19 protein-coding genes are annotated in these 22,480 nt (G+C 33.8%); all 19 read left to right on the forward strand.

The window, feature by feature from the left end:
* Nucleotides 1–3: 3 nt before the first annotated feature.
* The 19 genes from miaA (at nucleotide 4) to E7419_00250 (ending at nucleotide 22,453) form a co-directional block, all read left to right on the forward strand.
* The gene (gene miaA, locus E7419_00160; protein MBE7013602.1) at nucleotides 4–924 is read left to right on the forward strand and encodes a tRNA (adenosine(37)-N6)-dimethylallyltransferase MiaA; all 921 of its coding nucleotides are present in this window, start codon (nucleotides 4–6) and stop codon (nucleotides 922–924) included.
* Nucleotides 921–2,156, forward strand: coding sequence for a hypothetical protein (locus E7419_00165; GenBank protein ID MBE7013603.1), 1,236 nt, complete (start codon nucleotides 921–923; stop codon nucleotides 2,154–2,156). Before miaA ends, E7419_00165 begins: the two co-directional genes overlap by 4 nt.
* Nucleotides 2,153–2,839, forward strand: coding sequence for a YggS family pyridoxal phosphate-dependent enzyme (locus E7419_00170; GenBank protein ID MBE7013604.1), 687 nt, complete (start codon nucleotides 2,153–2,155; stop codon nucleotides 2,837–2,839). Before E7419_00165 ends, E7419_00170 begins: the two co-directional genes overlap by 4 nt.
* A gap of 41 nt (nucleotides 2,840–2,880) precedes the next feature.
* A complete protein-coding gene (locus E7419_00175) occupies nucleotides 2,881–3,339 on the forward strand; it encodes a cell division protein SepF (protein MBE7013605.1) in 459 nt (152 codons plus the stop codon).
* A gap of 2 nt (nucleotides 3,340–3,341) precedes the next feature.
* The gene (locus E7419_00180) at nucleotides 3,342–4,112 is read left to right on the forward strand and encodes a hypothetical protein (protein ID MBE7013606.1); all 771 of its coding nucleotides are present in this window, start codon (nucleotides 3,342–3,344) and stop codon (nucleotides 4,110–4,112) included.
* A gap of 13 nt (nucleotides 4,113–4,125) precedes the next feature.
* Nucleotides 4,126–4,563 (forward strand): DivIVA domain-containing protein, encoded by a 438-nt coding sequence (locus E7419_00185; protein ID MBE7013607.1) that lies wholly within the window; start codon nucleotides 4,126–4,128, stop codon nucleotides 4,561–4,563.
* A gap of 20 nt (nucleotides 4,564–4,583) precedes the next feature.
* On the forward strand, nucleotides 4,584–7,376 hold the full coding sequence (gene ileS / locus E7419_00190; GenBank protein ID MBE7013608.1) for an isoleucine--tRNA ligase: 2,793 nt from the start codon (nucleotides 4,584–4,586) through the stop codon (nucleotides 7,374–7,376).
* A gap of 50 nt (nucleotides 7,377–7,426) precedes the next feature.
* Nucleotides 7,427–7,867, forward strand: a complete 441-nt coding sequence (lspA, locus tag E7419_00195) for a signal peptidase II (protein ID MBE7013609.1) — start codon at nucleotides 7,427–7,429, stop codon at nucleotides 7,865–7,867.
* A 1-nt stretch (nucleotide 7,868) separates the two neighbouring features.
* Nucleotides 7,869–8,783, forward strand: coding sequence for an RluA family pseudouridine synthase (locus E7419_00200; GenBank protein ID MBE7013610.1), 915 nt, complete (start codon nucleotides 7,869–7,871; stop codon nucleotides 8,781–8,783).
* A 168-nt stretch (nucleotides 8,784–8,951) separates the two neighbouring features.
* Nucleotides 8,952–9,479, forward strand: coding sequence for a bifunctional pyr operon transcriptional regulator/uracil phosphoribosyltransferase PyrR (pyrR, locus tag E7419_00205; protein MBE7013611.1), 528 nt, complete (start codon nucleotides 8,952–8,954; stop codon nucleotides 9,477–9,479).
* A 33-nt stretch (nucleotides 9,480–9,512) separates the two neighbouring features.
* The gene (locus E7419_00210) at nucleotides 9,513–10,904 is read left to right on the forward strand and encodes a uracil-xanthine permease (protein ID MBE7013612.1); all 1,392 of its coding nucleotides are present in this window, start codon (nucleotides 9,513–9,515) and stop codon (nucleotides 10,902–10,904) included.
* 74 nt (nucleotides 10,905–10,978) lie between these two features.
* A complete protein-coding gene (locus tag E7419_00215) occupies nucleotides 10,979–11,899 on the forward strand; it encodes an aspartate carbamoyltransferase catalytic subunit (protein ID MBE7013613.1) in 921 nt (306 codons plus the stop codon).
* Between the two features lie 283 nt (nucleotides 11,900–12,182).
* A complete protein-coding gene (locus tag E7419_00220; GenBank protein ID MBE7013614.1) occupies nucleotides 12,183–13,457 on the forward strand; it encodes a dihydroorotase in 1,275 nt (424 codons plus the stop codon).
* Nucleotides 13,458–14,369: an orotidine-5'-phosphate decarboxylase gene (gene pyrF, locus E7419_00225; GenBank protein ID MBE7013615.1), complete on the forward strand. Its 912-nt coding sequence runs from the start codon at nucleotides 13,458–13,460 to the stop codon at nucleotides 14,367–14,369.
* 16 nt (nucleotides 14,370–14,385) lie between these two features.
* Nucleotides 14,386–15,471: a glutamine-hydrolyzing carbamoyl-phosphate synthase small subunit gene (gene carA / locus E7419_00230; GenBank protein MBE7013616.1), complete on the forward strand. Its 1,086-nt coding sequence runs from the start codon at nucleotides 14,386–14,388 to the stop codon at nucleotides 15,469–15,471.
* Nucleotides 15,464–18,646 (forward strand): carbamoyl-phosphate synthase large subunit, encoded by a 3,183-nt coding sequence (gene carB, locus E7419_00235; protein ID MBE7013617.1) that lies wholly within the window; start codon nucleotides 15,464–15,466, stop codon nucleotides 18,644–18,646. The genes carA and carB overlap by 8 nt, the downstream gene beginning before the upstream one ends.
* Nucleotides 18,647–18,658: 12 nt before the next feature.
* Nucleotides 18,659–19,432, forward strand: coding sequence for a dihydroorotate dehydrogenase electron transfer subunit (locus E7419_00240; protein MBE7013618.1), 774 nt, complete (start codon nucleotides 18,659–18,661; stop codon nucleotides 19,430–19,432).
* Entirely contained in the window at nucleotides 19,432–20,349 is a 918-nt protein-coding gene (locus tag E7419_00245; GenBank protein MBE7013619.1) for a dihydroorotate dehydrogenase, read from the forward strand. The genes E7419_00240 and E7419_00245 overlap by 1 nt, the downstream gene beginning before the upstream one ends.
* An 862-nt stretch (nucleotides 20,350–21,211) precedes the next feature.
* Entirely contained in the window at nucleotides 21,212–22,453 is a 1,242-nt protein-coding gene (locus E7419_00250) for a hypothetical protein (protein MBE7013620.1), read from the forward strand.
* The last annotated feature ends 27 nt before the right edge of the window (nucleotides 22,454–22,480 follow it).

The raw sequence follows: 22,480 nt of genomic DNA on the forward strand, positions 1-22,480 counted from the left end.
TTTATGAAAAAACTTGTTTGCGTTGCAGGACCTACAGGTTCAGGAAAAACCGGACTTGGAATAGAGATTGCAAAAAAATTCGGCGGTGAAATTATTTCTGCCGATTCAATGCAGATTTATAAAAAATTAAATATAGGAACTGCTAAACCTACTATAGATGAAATGGAGGGCATACCCCATCATTTAATAGACATTATTTCGCCATTTTCCGAATTTTCGGTAAAAGAGTTTGTTGACATTGCAAATGAAAAGATTGACGAGATTTTGGCAAGGGGAAACTTACCGATAGTTGTAGGAGGGACAGGTCTTTTTATATCCTCTTTGATTGACAATGTAAAGTTTTCAGAGGGTGAAACAGATAATAAGTTAAGAGAAGAGTTAAGATTGATTGCAGAAAAAAACGGTCCTGAGTATCTTCATAATATGTTAAAAGAAATTGACTATGATTCATACTTAAGACTTCATCCTAACAATATTAAAAGAGTAATAAGAGCCATAGAAATATATAAAACTACAGGCATAACCATGACTGAGCAAATTAAAAATTCAAAGAATGTACCGCCTTCTTTTGATTTAAAGTATTTCGGACTAAATGCAGACAGGCAGTACATTTATGAGAGAATAAACAAGCGCGTTGACGTTATGGTTGAAAAAGGACTTTTTTCTGAGGTGGAAAATTTATATAAAGAGGGGCTTAATCTTTCGTACAAATCAATGCAGGCTATAGGCTATAAAGAAATTATAATGTACTTAGAGGGAAAACTCGAAAAGAAAGAAGCCATAGACCTTATAAAACAGGAATCAAGACGATATGCAAAAAGGCAACTTACATGGTTTCGACGTGATGAAAGAATTAAATGGATAGATATTTTAAAATATGATACTCCACTTAAGCAACTTGAATATATAAAGGAGGATTTATGAATAAAAATTATAAGTATAAAGTAATAGGAATATTTACTGTCTGCTTATTTTTATTGGTTGTGGGCAGTATGTACTATATAAATTCTTCTTCGGCAAGCACCATAACCGTTTATAAGGAAACGGTTGAAGAAAAACATACAAAAGAAGGCATTATTACATCAAACCAGACACTTATTTATGCAACGGGTGACGGAGAGGCACTATTTAACTGTCAGGAGGGGAAACTTATTACCCCTTATATGAAAATTGCAACTGTATATTCAGGGGATATTGATGATGAAACAAAGGAAAGTTTAAGAGGTCTTAATGATAAAATAGTGTTTGCACAGGCAAATGAGAAGTCGGCTAAAAATATTATAGGCGATATATCTTCAATAAGCCGTGATATAAACAATACAATTTCCGATGTTATGACAATGACCAATGAAAATAATTACGAAGACGTTTATAAAGCAAAGAACGAAATAACAGCCTATAACAAAAAACTGATGGAGTTAAAAGGTCAGAAAGTGGAAGAATACAGCGAGAATATAGAAAGTGAAATTGCAAGGATTGAAGGTTCCCTGAATACATCGAAACAGATTTATAAAAGCACAACTCACGGAATGTTTTCAACAAAAGTAACAAATTTTGATGAACTTTTAACACCTGAAATTGCACATAAGATGACAGTAAGTGAGTATGATAAACTTTTTAAAACTGATATAGAAGAGAATTCAGGCGTTAAGTCGGGCAAAAGTTTTTGCAAAATAATAAATCATTATGAATGGTACGTTGTATCAAAATTTAAAAAAGAAGAAATAGAAGGACTTGAAAAGGGCAGTTTTGTTGAACTTCGTATAATAAACAATTCGGATCATAAGGTAAGCGGTGAAATAACTTATATTTCAGACGAAGTAAAAGGTAATTACGTTGTAGTTATTAAATCAACCAAAAACCTTAATAATATATGGACATCAAACAAAGTGGAATTTGAACTTATAAAAAGCACAAAAACAGGTTTTAAAATTCCTCCTTCATCGGTAGTTGAAAAAGACGGAGTACAGGGAGTATATGTAATAAAAGACAGTGTTTATAAGTTTATAGAAATAAAACCTCTTCTTTACGGAGATAATTTTATTTTGATTAAGGACAGAACAACCGAGGGAGAGCCTGAGGGAAGTAATGTTATTTTATATGATTATGTGGTTGTAAACCCTTCAAATATCAAAGAGGGAGATTTTGCAAATTGATAGAGGAAAATGTTAAAAGAATTAAGGAAGAAATATTTGAAACCTCAATAAAATACGGGAGAAATTATTCGGATATAGAAATAGTAGGAGTAACAAAAACCGTTGAACCTGAAAGAATTTTACCGATAAAGAATGCGGGAATTACTCATATAGGGGAAAACAGAGTTCAGGAATATCTTTACAAATACGATTTTTATAAAGAAAATAATTTCAAACAAAGTATAATAGGCCATCTTCAGACCAACAAAGTCAAATATATAATTGATAAGGTCGATCTTATTCAGTCGGTTGACAGTATGAGGTTAGCACAGGAAATTTCAAAGCAGGCAAAAAAGCATAATAAAACTATGGATATTCTTCTTGAAATAAATATTGCAAATGAAGAGTCAAAGTCAGGTATTTCATTTAATGAAGTTTATGAATTTGCAAGTATGATAAGTGAACTTGACAACATTATAGTAAAAGGTATTATGGCAATTCCGCCGATTTTTGAAAACGAAGTCACAACAAGAGGATATTTTGAAAAATTATATAAAATATATATTGACATTAAGAGTAAAAAAATAGATAATATATATATGGATATTTTGTCTATGGGAATGTCTAAAGACTATCTTTACGCCATAATGGAGGGGTCCAATATGGTAAGAATCGGGACAGGCATATTTGGAAAAAGGTTATAACTATAAATAAATTAAACATAAATTTTAGGAGGAACAAAGTTATGGGAAACTTTTTTAAGAAAACAATGGAGTTTATCGGTCTTTCTGACGAAGAAGAAAACATTGAAGTTGAACCTATAAATGAAATTGAACCGGAAAAGGAAAAGAAGAACGATTCATTTTCAGTTAATCCGAGAAAAAATAAGGTTGTAAATATTCACACAACAACACAACTTAAAGTTGTTGTTTATACACCTAATTCTTTTGATAATGCAAGAGAAATTGCAGATCACTTAAAAGCGAAAAAACCTGTTGTTATAAATTTAGAAAATGTTGAAACAGCAGTTGCAAGAAGAATTATAGATTTCTTAACAGGTGCAGTTTATGCAGTTGACGGAAGTATCCAGAAAATTGCTGACAGAATTTTCTTAATAGCACCATACAATGTCGGTATTATGGGCGGGGACGTTAAAGATGAACTTATGAGAAATAAGATTGTTTTCCCATATAGCAGTAACTAAATATGATAAAAAAGGAAACCGTACTTTTTTATGCTAATGGGGATGATGAAAAAATTCTTCTTTCCCATCTTTACGATAATTATGTAAAAGCTTTTACTAAAAATTATAATACCTATTCGGATTTTTTCTCTGAAGAAAAAACAACTCTTATAAAAACCGCTTTTAGTACTGTGACAAATTTGAGTTTTGATACATATGGCGGATACGAAGGAGCAGAAAGAGTAATTTCTGCTTTTTTGGCGAATGAGGATAACAAAAGATATCCTGTTTTATGTATTGAAATTTCAGGGCGAGGTATTAATAAACTGTCCCACCGTGATTTCTTAGGTGCTCTTATGGGGCTTGGAATAAAAAGGGAAATGGTTGGAGATATTGTCATAGGAGAAAAATGCTATGTGTTCGTAAAAGAAGAGATAGCCGACTACATTCTTTTAAATCTTACAAAAGTGGGAAATTTAGGTGTCAGTGTAGGTTTATATAACGGCAAAGAAATAATAAAAGAGGAACGGTTTGAGATAATATCTTCTACCGTCGAATCTTTAAGGCTTGACCTTATTGTAGCCAGAGGTTTTAATATAAAAAGAAGCGATGCTTCTAAATTTATATCACAGGGTAAAGTCTTAGTTTCGGGAAGAGAAGTTTTATCAAATGACTATAAAGTTAAACAAAATGATAAAATAACCCTTAAGGGAAAAGGCAAAATAGTTTTTTTAGACGAAAATGGAGTTAGTAAAAAAGGCAAAATAATTATTGACATAAAAAGATACATATAAAGGGGGTATATTTATGATTACACCGATAGATATACAAAACAAAGAATTTAAGTCAGGTGCATTCGGTTATAAGAAGAATGAGGTTGATGAATTTTTAAGTATCGTAGGAAGCGAATTTGATGCTCTATACAAGCAAAATATTGCGCTTAACGATAAAATCAATATGTTAAGTGAAGCAATCAAAGAGTATAAGTCAATGGAAACTGCTCTGCAAAGCACTATTGCCACTGCTCAGAATGTTGCAAAGGAACTTGAGTCAACTGCCCGCCTTAAAGCAGAAACTCTTGTCAAGGAAGCAGAAAACAAGGCGGCAGATATTATAATAAATGCAAAAAAAGAAGTGAGCGATATTATAGAACGTCACGAAAATTTAAAACAGCAATATGATATATATAAATTAAAAATAAAAAATACAGTTTCCGAGCAACTTAATATGCTTGAGGAAATATAGAACCGAAAGGATAGAATATAATGGAAAAAGATTACTCACTAACTTTAAATCTTCCCGAAACTGAGTTTCCTATGAGAGGTAACTTACCAAAAAGAGAACCTGAGTTTTTGGAAGAAATGAATAAAAAAGACCTTTATAATAAGTTAATGGAAAAAAATGAAGGCAAACCTTTATTTGTTCTTCATGACGGTCCTCCTTTTGCAAATGGAGATATCCATACAGGTCACGCACTTAACAAAATTTTAAAGGATATTGTCATCAAGCACAAAGCGATGACAGGTTATAAAACACCTTTTATTCCCGGTTGGGATACTCATGGGCTTCCAATCGAAACTCAGGCAATCAAAAAAATGGGTGTAAACCGTTTTGAAGCAGGACCTGTTAAATTCAGAGAAGTATGTAAAGACTTTGCTGAAAGTTATATAAATAATCATATAGAACAGTTTAAAAGACTTGGAGTAATAGGTGACTTTGAGCATCCTTATATTACTTATCAGCCTGAATTTGAAGCAAAACAAATCGAAGTATTTGGCGAAATTGCAAAAAAAGGAATTATCTATAAAGGTTTAAAACCTGTTTACTGGTGCCCTGACTGTCAGACTGCTTTGGCAGAAGCGGAAATTGAATATCAGGAAGATAAAACATACTCAATTTATGTTAAATTCAAAGTAAGTGAAGATGCTAATGATGTATTAAAAGGAATTGACTTATCCGATACATTCTTTGTAATATGGACAACTACTACATGGACTTTGCCAGGTAACGTTGCTATATGCTTAAATAAAGATTTTGATTATGCAGTTTGCAAAACAGAAAAAGGTAATTTAATTGTTGCCAAAGATATGGCAGAAACCGTATTTTCTACAATTGGTATAGAAAATTATGAAATTATTGCAACCTTTAAGGGAAGTGAATTAGAAGGAATATGGTGTGAACATCCGTTCCTTAATAGAAAATCGCTTATTATAAACGGCGACCATGTAACATTAGAGGCAGGTACAGGCTGTGTTCATACTGCTCCCGGATTTGGTATGGATGACTTTTTGGTATGCCAGAATTATAAAGAACTCCCTATTATAGTTTCTGCTGATGATAAAGGCGCTATGACAGATGAAGCAGGGGAATTTGCAGGACTGTCTTATCAGGATGCAAATAAAGCTATTGCTATTAAATTAGATGAAACAGGTTATCTTCTTAAGAGTGTTAAAATAAGCCATCAGTATCCTCACTGCTGGAGATGTAAAAACCCTATCATATTCAGAGCAACTGAACAATGGTTTGCTTCAATTGACGCATTTAAAGAAAAGGCAATTGATGCAATAAGAAATGTTAAATGGGTTCCTTCGTGGGGAGAAGAAAGAATTGCAGGAATGGTTCAGGACAGAGCCGACTGGTGTATTTCCCGTCAGAGAACATGGGGTGTTCCTATTCCTATTTTCTATTGTGAAGAATGTAATAAACCTATTATAAATGAAAAAACAATTGATGCTATAGTTGAATTGTTTAAGGCTGAAGGTTCAAATGCATGGTATTCACTTGATCAGGACGCGTTCTTAAAAGGCTTAGGCGTTAAATGTGAATGTGGATGCGAAAAATTCAAAAAAGAAACCGATATAATGGACGTTTGGTTTGATTCAGGTTCTTCTCACGCATCTGTTATTGGAGAGAGAGAAGGTTTAGATGTATCCGATATGTATTTAGAGGGTAATGACCAGTACAGAGGATGGTTCCAGTCTTCACTTCTTACTGCTGTTGCAACAAAAGGAATTGCACCTTATAAAACAGTTTTGACTCACGGTATGGTTGTTGACGGAGAAGGCAAAAAAATGTCTAAGTCACTTGGCAACGGTATTGACCCGATTAAAGATATCTGCGAAAAAATGGGTGCTGATATTTTAAGACTTTGGGTAACATCTTCTGACTATAAAGCGGATATAAGAATATCTCAGGATATCTTAAAGCAGATTTCTGAAATATACAGAAAGATAAGAAATACTGCAAGATATATCTTAGGTAATATTCACGATTTTGATCCTTCCAGCGATATGGTTGACTTTAAAGATATGTTGGAGATTGATAAATATGCTTTGGTTAAGTTGAACAGTATTACTGAAAAAGCACTTAAAGCGTATGAAGATTATGAATATCATATTTTATATCATACAATTCATAATTTCTGTGTTGTTGATATGTCAAACTTCTATCTTGATATTATTAAAGACAGACTTTATACAGAAAAGAAAGATTCGTTTAAAAGAAGAAGTGCACAGTCTGCTATGTATATAGTGCTTGACTCTCTTGTTAAACTTCTTGCACCTGTTTTGGCATTTACAACTGAAGAAATCTGGGCATCAATGCCTCACACTAAGGAAGATGATACTTACAGTGTACTCTTTAACGATATGCCAAAATTTAAGGAAGAATTAAATGACAAAGATCTTTTAAATAAATGGGAAAGAATTTCAAAAATTAAAGATGCAGTTGCAAAAGGATTGGAACTTGCAAGAGGCGAAAAAATTATCGGTCACTCACTTGGTGCGAGTGTAACATTATATGCAGACGGAGAACTTTACGAATTCCTAAAATCAATCGAAAGTGATTTAGAAACAATTCTTATTGTTTCCAATGTGGAATTAAAAGGTCTTTCGGATGCTTTGGATGCCGTAAGTTCGGAAGACATAGAAGGTTTAAAAATCAAAGTGTCTTCAGCAGAAGGAGAAAAATGCGAAAGATGCTGGATGATTAAAAAATCAGTCGGAGAAAATGACGAACATCCTACACTTTGTGCAAGATGTGCAGACGCTCTAAAATAAATATTAAAAGGGGTTTAAAACACCCCTTTTTTTAAAAACGAGGAAAAAATATGTTATATTTTATAATTATATCTTTAATTTTAGTTTTTGATATTTTTACAAAATATCTCTCATCTTTTTATTTTAAAGTATCGGAAATTGAGGTTATAAAAAACATTCTTTATTTTACTTATGTGGAAAACAGAGGCGCTGCCTTTGGTATAATGCAAAACAAACAATGGTTTTTTATTTTAATAACTTTGATTTTAATTATTGCTATGATACTCTATATTTTAAAGGTAAAACCTCAGGATATACTCTTGAAACTGTCCCTTTCATTTATTATAGGAGGGGGAATAGGCAATCTTATTGACCGTGTCTTTAAAGGGTATGTTGTTGATTTTATTGATTTAAGAATTATAAACTATCCGGTTTTTAATATTGCTGACTGCTTTGTTGTAATAGGTGCAGTGTTGCTGTGTGTATATATATTATTTTCAAAGGAGAAATAACTTGAATAAAATAATTATAAATGTAGCAGATAATGAAAACTTAAGAATTGATAAGTATATTTCCAATCTTTACAGTGAATATACAAGGAATAACATCCAGAATTTAATTGATAATGGTGCTGTAACTGTTAATTTAAAAACAGTAAAATCAAATTATAAAGTCCGTATGGGTGACGAAATAACAGTTGAAATCCCCGAGCCTAAAGAACTTGATATAAAGGCAGAGAATATTCCTCTTGATATTGTATATGAAGATAGTGATATACTTGTAATAAATAAACCAAAAGGAATGGTAGTTCATCCTGCCTGCGGAAACTATGAGGGAACACTTGTAAATGCACTTTTGGGTTATTGTAAAGATTCGTTATCTGAAATAAACGGCATAATACGTCCGGGAATTGTTCACAGAATAGATAAAGACACAAGCGGACTTTTACTTGTTGCAAAAAATAACCGTGCCCATCTTTCCTTAGCAGAACAAATAAAAGAACATTCTGCCAAAAGAGAATATCTTGCACTTGTAATAGGCGAGGTAAAAGAAGACGGAACTGTCAATTTGCCTATAGGAAGATGTGAAAAGGACCGTAAAAAAATGGCAGTTACCTATAAAAATTCCAAAGAAGCAGTAACCCATTATTTTGTAAAAGAAAGATACGAAGGGTATACACTGCTTGAATGTAAACTTGAAACGGGCAGAACTCATCAGATAAGAGTTCACCTGTCCCATATAGGGAAACCAATACTTGGCGATAATGTTTATGGCCCTAAAAAGCAAAAAATAATAATTAACGGGCAAATGCTCCATGCACACAGGATAGAATTTACTCATCCAACGAGTGGCAAGGCGATGTCCTTTACAGCACCGCTACCCAAATATTTTTTGGAAATTTTAGAAAAATTATCGAAAAAAGTATAGACAAGTCAGTATAAAAGTAGTATAATTTATATTGTAAATTAAAAGACCTTTAAATTAGTCCTGTGAGGCTGATAAGGCGATATTATATGGCTATAGTTCTATTCTTTTAAGATCAAGTAATACCGTTTATCAGCAGGATAAACGGTTTTTTTAAAAAGAGGTGGAATAATGGAAAAACTTATTTTGGATAGTGATGGTATAAAAAGGGCGGCTACAAGAATTTCTTATGAAATAATTGAAAAAAATAAGGGTGCGAAGGATATATGCCTTATAGGTATCCAAAGACGTGGTGTATCATTGGCTAAAATGGTAAGAGATAATATAAAAAAGAACGAGGGAATAGATGTTGAACTTGGAATTTTAGACATTACTTTTTACCGTGATGACCTTAGTGTTCTTGATGAGCATCCCGTTCTTAACGGAACAGATATTCCATTTTCAGTTTATGATAAGAAAATAATTCTTGTCGATGATGTTTTATATACAGGCAGGACATGCCGTGCCGCAATAGATGCAATAATGGATTTAGGAAGGCCTAAAATTATTAAGCTTGCTGTTCTTATTGACAGGGGGCACAGGGAACTTCCTATTCATGCAGACTATGTGGGGAAAAATCTTCCTACCTCAAAAAAAGAAGTTGTTCATGTTAAGATGAATGAATATGACGGGGAAGATAAAGTTATTTTAGAGCAGTAAATAAAAAATATAAAAAAGAAATGAGGGGTTTTTATGTCACAAAAATTAAACGATGGCATCTATGATGTCAGAGAACTTGGGCTTGGTAAAACAATTGTATTAGGTTTCCAGCACTTGTTTGCAATGTTCGGAGCAACTGTTTTAGTACCGCTTTTAACAGGTCTTGATGTTGCTACAACTTTACTTATGGCAGGTCTTGGTACATTGTTCTTCCACCTTGTTACAAAAGGTGAAGTTCCTGCATTCTTAGGTTCTTCATTTGCATTCCTTGGCGGATACGGAGCAATTGCACCGATTGCAGGTGCAAACGGGATGACAAATGCTCAGCTTCTTCCATACGCTTGTATCGGTGTTGCATGTGCAGGTCTTGTTTACCTTGTACTTTCAGGGCTTATCAAACTTGTTGGTATCAACAAAGTTATGAAATTCTTCCCACCTGTTGTAACAGGTCCGATTATTATTTCTATCGGTCTTGGCTTAGCAGGAAGTGCAGTAAATAACTGTACTCAGAACTGGTTACTTGCAATTATTGCTTTGACTATTATCATTGTATTTAACATCTGGGGTAAAGGTATGGCTAAAATTATCCCTATTTTACTTGGTGTTTTAGGTTCTTGCTTTGTTGCAGCAGTTCTTGCTCTTTTATGGGGAGAAACAATAGATGTAAACGGCGCATCTTATATTGCACTTTGCGGAAATCCAAGTTTAATACTTTTTGATGTCGGAGCGCTTAATAATTTCCTTAACGCATCATGGATTGGATTCCCGATTAAATGGCAAGGAACAATTTTTGGCGGTGTTGACTGGACAAATACTTCATTAATTGTAAGTTCAATTATTGCAATTATTCCAATTTCACTTGCAACAATGATGGAACATATCGGAGATATTTCGGCAATATCTTCAACAGTTGGTAAAAACTTTATTGCAAAACCTGGTCTTCACAGAACATTAATAGGTGATGGTATTGCTACATCACTTGCATCGTTGTTCGGAGGTCCTGCTAATACAACTTACGGAGAAAATACAGGGGTTCTTGTTTTATCAAAAGTTTATGACCCTAAAGTAATAAGAATTGCAGCACTTTTTGCTATCGTTCTTTCATTCTCTCCTAAATTTGCAGCACTTGTTTCACTTATTCCTACAGCTGTAATCGGCGGTATTTCATTTATCCTATACGGAATGATTTCTGCAGTAGGTGTCAGAAACATTGTTGAAAATAAAGTTGACTTTACAAAGAGCAGAAACTTAATTATTGCTGCAATTATACTTGTATCAGCATTAGGTCTTGGCTCTGCTGCTACATTTACAATCGGTGCAGTTACAATTTCACTTTCTGCACTTGCAGTTGCATCAATATTGGGTATAGTACTTAACATAGTACTTCCCGGCAACGATTACGTATTTGATAAAGAGGACAAGTAGAATTATAATGGGGCGATGTTTAAAAAGTTATTTTTTAAACATCGCCATTTAAAAAGCGAAAGGGGTAAATAAAAATGAAGTTTCCAAAGGATTTGCTTGGAATAAAAGATTTGGATGCAGACCAGATATCAGAAATTTTAAAAACTGCTAAGATAATGAAAGAAATTATTGTTAACAACAATAAAAAAGCTCCGCATCTGCAAGGTAAAACAGTAATTACTCTGTTTTATGAAAACAGTACAAGAACAAGGCTGTCCTTTGAACTTGCATCAAAATATTTAAGTGCCAATGCAGCAAATGTTGCAGTTGCTTCTTCATCTGTTGCTAAGGGTGAATCTTTAATTGATACTGCCCGTACCATAAATATGATGGGAACAGATGCCCTTGTTATAAGGCACGAGTGTGCAGGTGCGCCTCATTTAGTTGCAAAAAATGTAAATGCATCGGTAATAAATGCAGGAGACGGAATGAACGAGCATCCAACTCAGGCACTCCTTGACGCTTATACAATGATTGAACAAAAAGGAAAAATAGAAGGCTTAAAAGTTGCAATCTGCGGCGATGTACTGCACAGCAGAGTTGCAAGAAGTAATATATACTTGCTTAATAAATTAGGAGCAGAGGTTAGTTTATGTGCGCCGACAACCTTAATGCCTCCTGAAATAGAAAAACTTAATGTTAAAACATATACTGATGTAGAAAAGGCGATAAAAGGCGCAGATGTTATTATGGGACTTCGAATTCAGCTTGAAAGGCAGAAAAAAGGATTGTTCCCGTCTATTGATGAATATTCGGACCTTTTCGGTATAAACGAAGAAAGATTAAAACTTGCAAAAGAAGATGCGATAATTCTTCATCCGGGACCTGTTAACAGAGGAGTGGAAATTACATCAGGAATTTATTCACACGAACGTTCATGTATTGATACACAGGTTACAAACGGTGTTGCCGTAAGAATGGCAGTGTTATATTTACTTAGCCGTCGGAGTATCTGACTCCATACGGTTTGAAAACAGAAATTTCCCTTAATATCGCAGAAATTCCTGCGAACATACGAAAGTATAATTCTTGAAATTTCTTTATCTTAATGAAAATTTCTTGTTTTGAAACTCTTCGACCTTAAACGCAGGAAAATTTCTAAGATTTTTGATGCGAAGGACGAAGGAATGCTTGTCGCCTTTCGAGGACGACAAATTAAAAAGATTAAAATTTAACAAGTTTAAGGCGTATGGAGTTTGACACTCCGATGGCTACAAGGAAAGGGCAGGGTGAAGATAAATGAGAACAATAATTAAAAATATAAACTTAATAAACTATGACTCTGAAAATATATGTGATATAATTATAGATAATAAAAAAATTGAAAAGATAGGTAAAAATTTGGGAACTGACGGCTTTGATAAAATAATTGACGGAAGCGGTAAGATTGCTTTTCCGGGACTTTTTGATATTCACTGTCATTTAAGAGACCCTGGTTATGAATATAAAGAAGATATAGAGTCAGGCTCTAAAAGTGCAGCAAAGGGTGGATTTACAGGTGTTCTTGCAATGCCTAATACAAAACCTACAGCTGACAATAAAACTGTTATAGACTATATTTATAAAAAAATAAAAGAAAAAGCGTGCATAAAAGTTTATCAGTCAGGTGCAATCTCCAAAGGATTAAAAGGGGAAGAACTTGCCGAAATGGGAGAAATGCAAAAATCAGGTATAATTGCTGTAACAGATGATGGAAAACCTGTAACTGATTCTTCCTTAATGAAAAAAGCACTTATATATGCTAATATGTTAAATCTTCCTGTAATATCACATGCAGAAGATTTAAGTCTGGTTGATAACGGTGCTATGAACGAAGGATTTATGGCAACATATCTGGGCTTAAGAGGAATAAATAAAGCCGCAGAAGAAACAATGACCGCACGCGATATTTTAATTGCTAAAAATACTAATACTGCTGTTCACATAACCCATGTCAGCACAAAGGGGTCAGTTGAAATAATAAGAAACTTTAAAAAGCAGGGTGTAAAAGTTACCTGTGATACATGTCCGCATTATTTTTCTTTAACTGATAAGATGTGTGACGGATTTAATACAAATGCAAAAATGAATCCTCCTCTAAGAGATGAGGAAGATGTTCTTGCAATAATCGAAGGATTAAAAGACGGAACAATAGATATGATAGGAACCGACCACGCTCCGCATCATATTGACGAAAAAAATCTGGAGTTTGATAAAGCACTAAACGGAATTATCGGTTTTGAAACTGCTTTTAATGTAGCATATAAATATCTTCATAAGGGTGCAGGAATGTCACTTTGTGATATCATAAAACTTATGAGTTACAATCCTAATAAATTCTTAAAACTTGACGGTGGGGAAATAAAAGAGGGCGTTAAAGCAGATTTGGTAATTGCTTCAATCGATAAAGAATACGAGTACAAAGAGGAAGATATTGTATCGAAAAGCAAAAATACGCCGTATATAGGATTTAAGTTTTTAAGTAAAATAGAAAATGTATTTGTTGACGGTAAAGATGTATTGGAGGAAATATAAATGGATTTACTTATTAAAAAGATAATAGAAAAGAAAAACCCTACAGTTGCAGGATTAGACCCTAAGATAGAATACGTGCCGAAATTTATAGTTGATAAATGCTATAAAGAGTATGGCGCGAATTTAAAAGGTGCATCTCAGGCAATCTTAGAATTTAACAAAGGTTTAATTGATGCTCTCTCAGAAGTTGTTCCTGCCGTAAAACCTCAGAGTGCGTACTATGAAATGTACGGGCATTACGGAGAAGAAGTTCTTTTTGAAACTGTAAAATATGCCAAAGAAAAAGGTTTATATGTAATTTTAGACGGAAAAAGAAATGACATAGGTGCAACAAGTGAAGCGTATGCAAATGCATATCTTGGTAAAACAAAAATTAATGACGAAATTTCAGACCGTGCATTTTTTGCTGATTCCTTAACTGTTAACGGTTATCTTGGAACAGACGGTATTGCACCTTTTGTTAACACATTTGACAGTGGAAAAACTATATTTGTACTTGTTAAAACATCAAATAAATCAAGCGGAGAGTTACAGGACTTAGAACTAAAAGACGGAAAGAAAATATATGAAAAAATGGCTGAACTTGTTGATATGTGGGGAAAAGACTCTATAGGCGAGTATGGTTATTCAAAAGTAGGGGCAGTTGTAGGAGCAACTTATCCCGAACAGTTAAAGAGTATAAGAGAATCTAATCCAAACACTTTCTTCTTAGTACCCGGTTATGGCGCACAGGGCGGAGGAGCAGATGATATAAAATATGCTTTTGATAAAGACGGACTTGGTGCAGTTATCAACTCGTCAAGGGGTATTATGTGCGCTTATAAAAAAGGCGACTACAAGGAAGAAGATTATGCTAAAGCAGCGCTTAACGAAGCAATAAGAATGAGAAACGAAATTTCATTTATCAGATAGATTGTGAGGTAAAAAAATGAAAGCAACACTATTACTTGCCGATGGCAGAGAATTTAAGGGTAAGGTAAAAGGAAAAGTTAAAAATGCGCTTGGAGAAGTTGTATTTTGCACATCTATGGTAGGATATCAGGAAATTGTTACTACCCCTGCATATAAAGGGCAGATTGTTCTTCTTACTTTTCCTTTGATTGGAAATTACGGAGTAAATAAAGAAGATGTGTCAAGAAATGGTGCATATTTAGATGGTATTATCGCAAGAGATATTTGCGATTTTCCTAATAACTTCAGGTGTGAAGGAACATTTAACGATTATCTTGAAACTAATGATATAGTAGCTCTTTATGACATTGATACAAGAGCACTTACAAAGCATTTAAGAGATAACGGAACAATGAACGGGAAAATTATTGTAGGCGAATACGGTAGTTTCGATATCAAAAAAGAACTTGAAGAAATAAGAAAATATGAGATTAAAGATGTTGTATCTGAAGTTTCATCAAAAGAAGTTAATGAAATAAATATTGACAGTTCCTCTAAAACCGTTGCAGTATACGATTTTGGTGTAACTGACAGTATTATAGAAAGTTTAAAAAGAAGAAACTTAAATATTAAAATTGTTCCGTATAATTATACTTCTTCCCAAATAGAAAATTTAGGTGTTGACGGAGTTATACTGTCTGACGGACCTGGAAATCCGAATGATTTGAAAGATACTTTGTGCGAAGTTAAAAAACTTTTTGATAAAAAAATCCCAATGTTTGGTATTGAACTTGGGCATCAGATAATGGCTTTGTCACTTGGTGCTAAAACAGGTAAATTAAAATACGGACACAGAGGATCAAGTCAGCCTGTTAAAGATTTGGATACAGGAAGAACTCATATTACAACGCAAAATCATGGATATGTTGTAGAAGAATGTGTTGAGAGTGAAATGATAGTTTCTCACATAAATATAAATGATGATACGGTTGAAGGAATCATATATAAAAACTATCCTGCGTTTTCAGTTCAATTCCATCCTGAAAGCAGTGAAGTAAATAAAGACACTTCTTACTTATATGACAATTTTGTAAAATTAATGGGAGGATACGAAAATGCCTAGAAAAGAGAATATTAAAAAAGTTTTGGTTATCGGTTCAGGTCCCATTATTATAGGTCAGGCAGCAGAGTTTGACTATGCGGGAACACAAGCCTGCCGTTCTTTAAAAGAAGAAGGATTAGAAGTTGTTTTAATCAATTCAAACCCTGCAACAATTATGACTGATTCCAATATAGCAGACCATGTATATATAGAACCTTTAAATGTTGAAACAGTAAAAAGAATTATCCTAAAAGAAAAGCCTGACAGCGTTCTTCCTGCACTTGGAGGGCAGACTGGTCTTAATCTTGCAATGGAACTTGCAGAAGAAGGATTTTTTAGTAAGCACAATATTGAACTATTAGGAACAAATGTTGATTCTATTAAAAAAGCTGAAGACAGACAGGCGTTTAAAGATACTATGGAAAGCATAAATCAACCATGTATTGCATCTAAGGTTGTAAATACTTTGGAGGATGCACTTGATTTTGCTGCGGAAATAGGTCTTCCTGTAATAGTAAGACCTGCTTATACATTGGGTGGCACAGGTGGTGGTATTGCATACACTGAAGAAGAATTAAGGGAAATAACAATAAATGGTTTAAGACTTAGCCGTGTTACTCAGGTATTAATTGAAAAATGTATATCCGGCTGGAAGGAAATAGAGTTTGAAGTATTAAGAGATGCAAAAGATAATGCGATTACTATATGCAGTATGGAAAATATTGACCCTGTTGGTGTTCATACAGGGGACAGTGTTGTTGTGGCACCTGCTTTAACTTTGGCAAACAAAGAATATCAGATGCTTCGCTCTGCTGCATTAAATATTATATCTGCCTTAAAAATTGAAGGTGGATGTAATGTTCAGTTTGCTCTTAACCCTGAAAGTTTTGAATATGCGGTAATTGAGGTTAACCCGAGAGTAAGCCGTTCTTCTGCTTTGGCGTCTAAAGCAACAGGCTTCCCTATTGCAAAGGTAACATCAAAAATTGCGATAGGATATACTTTGGATGAAATTGTTAATGCAGTTACCAAGAAAACTTATGCATGTTTTGAACCAACTGTTGACTACTGCGTTATAAAATTTCCTCGTTTCCCGTTTGATAAATTTGTTAATGCTAAAAAAGCACTTGGCACACAAATGAAAGCAACAGGGGAAGTAATGTCTATATCAAATAACCTTGAAAGTGCACTTTTAAAGGCAGTAAGGTCTTTAGAGATAGGTACAAAGCATTTATGGCTTGAAGCATTTGACGAACTTTCCGATGAAGAAATAAGAGCAAAGATTTTTACAATGGATTATGAAAGAATTTTTGCAATCTGTGAAGGTTTAAGAAGACATATAGTTACTATAGACGAAATTTCTGAAAAAATAAAAATGGATTTATTCTTCTTAAAGAAATTTAAAAATATCATTGATATGGAAGAAAAAATCAAAGAAGATTTATCAGAAGAAACATATATCGAAGCAAAGAAAATGGGCTTTTTAGATGAAATAATAGAAAAAATTTCAGGTGAAAAAGTTGAATTTTCAAAAGATGCAGTATATAAAATAGTTGATACATGTGCGGGTGAATTTGAAGCAGAAACACCTTACTTTTATTCTACTTACGATGACGAAACCGAAAGTGTAAGAACTGATAAGAAGAAAATTCTTGTGCTTGGTTCAGGACCTATAAGAATAGGTCAGGGTATAGAATTTGACTATTGTTCAGTTCATTGCGTATGGGCATTAAAGGAAGAAGGCTACGAAACAATTATTGCAAACAATAACCCTGAAACTGTAAGTACTGACTTTGATACTGCCGATAAACTATATTTTGAACCTTTAACAAAAGAAGATATGAAACATCTTGTAAATACAGAAAAGCCTGACGGAGCAATTGTTCAGTTCGGTGGTCAGACTGCTATTAAACTTACCAAAGCACTTACTGAACTTGGCGTTGAAATATTGGGAACAAAATTAGAAGATATCGATGCTGCGGAAGACAGGGAAAAGTTTGATGAGATATTAGAAAAATTAAATATCAAACGTCCAAAAGGCGATACAGTATTTACAGAAGAAGAAGCCATTAAAGTTGCAAATGAACTTGGCTATCCTGTTTTAGTACGTCCTTCTTACGTTCTTGGCGGTCAGGGTATGGAAATTGCATACTGTGATAACGATATAAAAGAATTTATGAAAATTATTACATCTCAGTCTGAACTTAAAGAACATCCGATACTTATTGATAAGTACTTACTCGGTAAAGAAGTTGAAGTAGATGCAATATGCGATGGAGTGGATATTTTAATTCCGGGTATTATGGAACACGTTGAAAGAGCAGGTGTTCACTCAGGGGACAGTATTTCGGTTTACCCTGCAAAATCTATATCGCCGCGTCTTAAAGAGGTTATATATAACTACACAAAGGCACTTGCGATGGCACTTAATGTAAAAGGCTTGGTTAATATTCAGTTTGTTATCTATGATGATGAAGTATATATTATCGAAGTAAATCCTCGTTCTTCAAGAACCGTTCCTTATATAAGTAAAGTTACAACTGTTCCAATGGTTGACCTTGCAACAAAAGTAATTTTAGGAACACCTCTAAAAGATTTAGGGTATGGAACAGGTATATATAAAGAAAGCGAATATTCCTGCGTGAAAGTGCCTGTATTCTCTTTTGAAAAACTTCACGGTGTTGATGCGACACTCGGCCCTGAAATGAAATCAACAGGCGAAGTTTTAGGTATTGCTAAAACCTTTGACGAAGCACTTTATAAAGGTGTTGTTGCATCGGGAATAAAAGTTAAAGATAAGGGCAAACTGTTTATATCTGTAAAAGATAATGATAAACAGGAAATAATTGATATAGCGTCTTTATATGATATGTTAGGCTATGACATTTACGCAACAAGCGGAACAGCGAATGTTCTTAATAATCACTTTATAGCTGCAAGTGTTGTAAAGAAAATTGCAGACGGCGAAAACAATGTTATAGATATTATGGGTAAAAATGGTTTTGATATTATTATCAATACACCTACAAGAGGAAGAAAAGAAGAAACTGACGGTTTTAAAATAAGAAGACTTGCAGTTGAACATGGTATTCCATGTTTCACATCTTTGGATACTGCAAAAGCAGTAGGTAAAATTCTTCTTGATAAGAACTTAAAGAAAAACGAAACGTCAATTATTGATATAACAACAATATAGGAGTCGATTTTTATGGCTATAAGCGAAGTTATAAATGCCGAAATACTTGGTAAAAAAGAAATTGCAAAAGATATTTTTGAATTTATCATTGATGCTGATAACAAACTTGGAAAAGCAAAAGCAGGGCAGTTTATTCACTTAAAGTGCGATAATTCGGTTTTTTTAAGAAGACCTATAAGTATCTCGGAAATAAAAAACAATACTTTAAGATTTATTTTCCAGATAAGAGGTAAAGGAACTTTAGCCTTATCAAAATTTAAAGTAGGCGACAAACTTAATATTTTAGGTCCATTGGGAAATGGATTTTCAGTAGATAAAGAGTATAAAAACCCTGTTGTAATTGGTGGAGGTATTGGTATATACCCACTTCTTGAAACTGCTAAGAAAACAGGTGCAGATGCAATTTTAGGCTTCAGAAACAAGGATTTTGTTACACTTGAAGAAGATTTTAAGAAAGTTTGCAAAAATGTTTATATTACTACTGATGATGGCAGTTACGTAAGAAAAGGTCTTGTTACAGATGTTTTAAAAGAAGTGATAAAAGAAAAAGAGGTAGATGCAATATTTGCCTGCGGACCGATGCCTATGCTTAAAGCAGTAAAAGAAATAGCTGAAGAAAATAATATATTTTTGGAAGTATCTTTAGAAGAAAGAATGGGATGTGGGATAGGTGCCTGCCTTTGCTGTGCAACACCTGTTAAAGACAGTGAACTTGAAGAAGGCTATACTTATGCGCATGTATGCAGTCACGGGCCCGTATTTAATGCAGATGAGGTGATATTATAATGAGTATTTTAAAAACTTCGATTTGCGGTGTGGAATTTAAAAACCCTGTAATAACAAGTTCGGGAACATTTGGTTTCGGAACTGAATATAACAGATATTATGATGTTTCAAAGTTAGGCGGAATATGCTTAAAAGGTTTGACACTTAAAGCACGTCAGGGAAATCCTCCTAAAAGAATTGCTGAAACACCTATGGGGATACTGAACAGTGTCGGTCTTCAGAATCCGGGTGTTGAAACTTTTTGTAAGAATATGCTTCCGTTTATAAGAAAGTTTGATACTAACCTTATTGCCAATATTTCAGGAAATACAATTGAAGAATACTGTGAGATGGTAGAAATTCTGTCCGATTCATCTATCGATATGATAGAAATGAATATATCCTGCCCGAATGTTAAAAAAGGCGGTCTTAATTTTGGAACAGATCCTAAAATGGTAGAAGAAATTACGTCAGAAGTTAAAAAGCACTGCAAAAAACCTCTTATTGTAAAACTTACACCTAATGTTACCGATATCACAGAAATTGCAAAATCTGCTGAATCAGGTGGTGCAGATGCCTTGTCTTTAATAAATACTCTTCTTGGTATGAAAATAGATATTAATACAAGACGCCCTGTACTTTATAATAATATGGGTGGGCTTTCAGGGCCTTGTATAAAACCTGTTGCAGTAAGAATGGTATGGCAGGTAAGAAATGCTTGCAAACTACCTATTATCGGTATGGGTGGTATTTCTAATTGGGAGGATGCAGTTGAGTTTATGATGGCAGGGGCTGATATTGTTTCTGTCGGTACTGCAAACTTTATTGATCCGTTTGCACCGCTTAATATTGTTTCAGGGTTAGAAGAATACGTAAAGAAAAATAATCTTGAAAGTATTTCCGAAATTGTCGGAACAGTTATCCCTAATGGGAAGTAACGCAGTTGATACTCAATTGCATAGGTATGAATTCTTATGAATTCTCGATATGTATTTTAGACTCGATATGTGCTGACGTACTCGATATGTCACCTTGTGGCAACGAGAGTTAATAGCATATCGAGTTTTACTGTAGGCACTCGGGAGCCAAAACCCCTTATGCCTAAAATTTGTTAAATTTTAATCTTTTCAACTTGGCGTCCTCGTAAGGCGACGGCCTGACATCGTCCTTCGCATTGAAAATCTTAAAAATTTCCCTGCATTTAAGGTCGAAGAGTTTAAAATTAAGAACATCACGAAAAACTAACAAACTAAAAGTTTGAGTTTTTCGGATAACCTTGTTATGTTAATACATAATAAGAAATTTTGTTTTAGACAAATAAATTTTAAGGATAATACTTTCGTATATTCGCAGGAATTTGTGCAGTATAAAGCGAAATTTCTAATTTTAAACCATAAGGTGTTCGACTCCCGAGTGTCTAGCCATAATCAACAGTATCCGAACTCGTTTCTCTATATATTTTTAGTGCCAAATGTTCTAAAAAGCCTTGACAATATCGCATATTGTCTGCATTTTTTAAAACATTTTTCATCAAAAAATATTATAGACAAATCATGGACTTTAAGTTATAAAATTTTTCTTAATCAAGGCGAAAGGGTGAAGGAATATTAAAATATTTCAAGCCCGACAACGATGAGTAAGGAAAATTTTATATCTTAAAGCGGGTTCGTATGCTGTTGGTTGTGGCTAAGGTATAGCGTCCTCAACGAACCCTTAAACGAGAATTCGTATGCAAGCAAACTTTAGTTTTCATATCGACAAAATAATATAGAAATTTGAGTTTTCATATAAAGAAACTTTATGTTTTATTTCTCATTTGGAAACGAAAAAAGGAGAGTATTTATGAAAAAATGGTTGTCGGCTATTTTGGTATGTTTGATGTATATTGCTTCTTGGAACTTTGTCAATGTATCTACTCAGGCTATGAATGCCGGGAGCGGATTTTTAATTGAGTTTAACGGAGAATCTACAGATTGTACTTCTGTTATTTATAACGACACACACTATGTTCCAATGAGGAAAGTTTTTGAAAAAATGGGAGCAACTGTATTTTACAGAAATCGCGACGGTCAGATTCTGGCTTTGACGCGTGACGGGGATATGATACGTCATATAGCCGGAGAAAATAGTATCATTGTTAACAAAGAACAAAAAACATTTGAAATTTCTTCTGTTTTGAATAATAATGAAACATACATTCCCATAGATATGCTCTCGGTTGCTCTTGTGCCTGATGGAATTTCGTATGATAATCAACATCTGAACATTCAAAAGCACCTGTTTGACAGCGAATATCACAAAGTGGTTAAGGATGTATTGGATCTGTCCTGGCTCAGTAATTTTCATCCGGAAAAATTTCAAAGATACATAGATTATCATGCCAAAATGTCTGCTTACAATATACATGATGTCATTATCAGAGTAAATCTGGGCTTGGATTATCCTTTTTATGAAAATGTAATCACGATTGAACAACCGTATGAACTTTTGGTTTTGGTGAATAAGTATAATAAATTACCTGCAGATTTTACACAGTATAATCTTGTAAATATGGATAGGAAATATACTGTAAATGATGGAAAACAGTATTTACTTGCGGGTGTGGCTTACGAATATTATGTCCTAATGTCAGATGCTGCACGAAAAGAAGGCCTTTCGATGAAGGTTGTTTCAGCATACAGAACAGAAAACTATCAAAGAGGTCTATACAATAACAAATTAAAAACAGTAGGAACAGTGTATGCCGACAATTATTCGGCAAGACCCGGGTTTTCGGAACACCAGACAGGTTTAGCTGTTGATATAAATTCCACAAGAACTGTGTTTGAATATTCGGCTGAATTTAAATGGTTGCAAAAACACGCACACGAGTATGGTTTTATTATGAGGTATCCAAAAGGGAAAGAATGGATTACAGGATACTCCTATGAGCCATGGCATTATCGCTTTGTTGGCACAGAAGTGGCAAAGATTATATACGAAGAAGATATAACTTATGAGGAGTTTTATGCAAACTATGTATCTGCAAAAGAATTCAAGTAGAATAATACTGAAGTCTGCCTGATTGTT

It is taken from the genome of Oscillospiraceae bacterium (genome assembly GCA_015068525.1).
Classification (GTDB): domain Bacteria; phylum Bacillota; class Clostridia; order UMGS1840; family HGM11507; genus SIG450.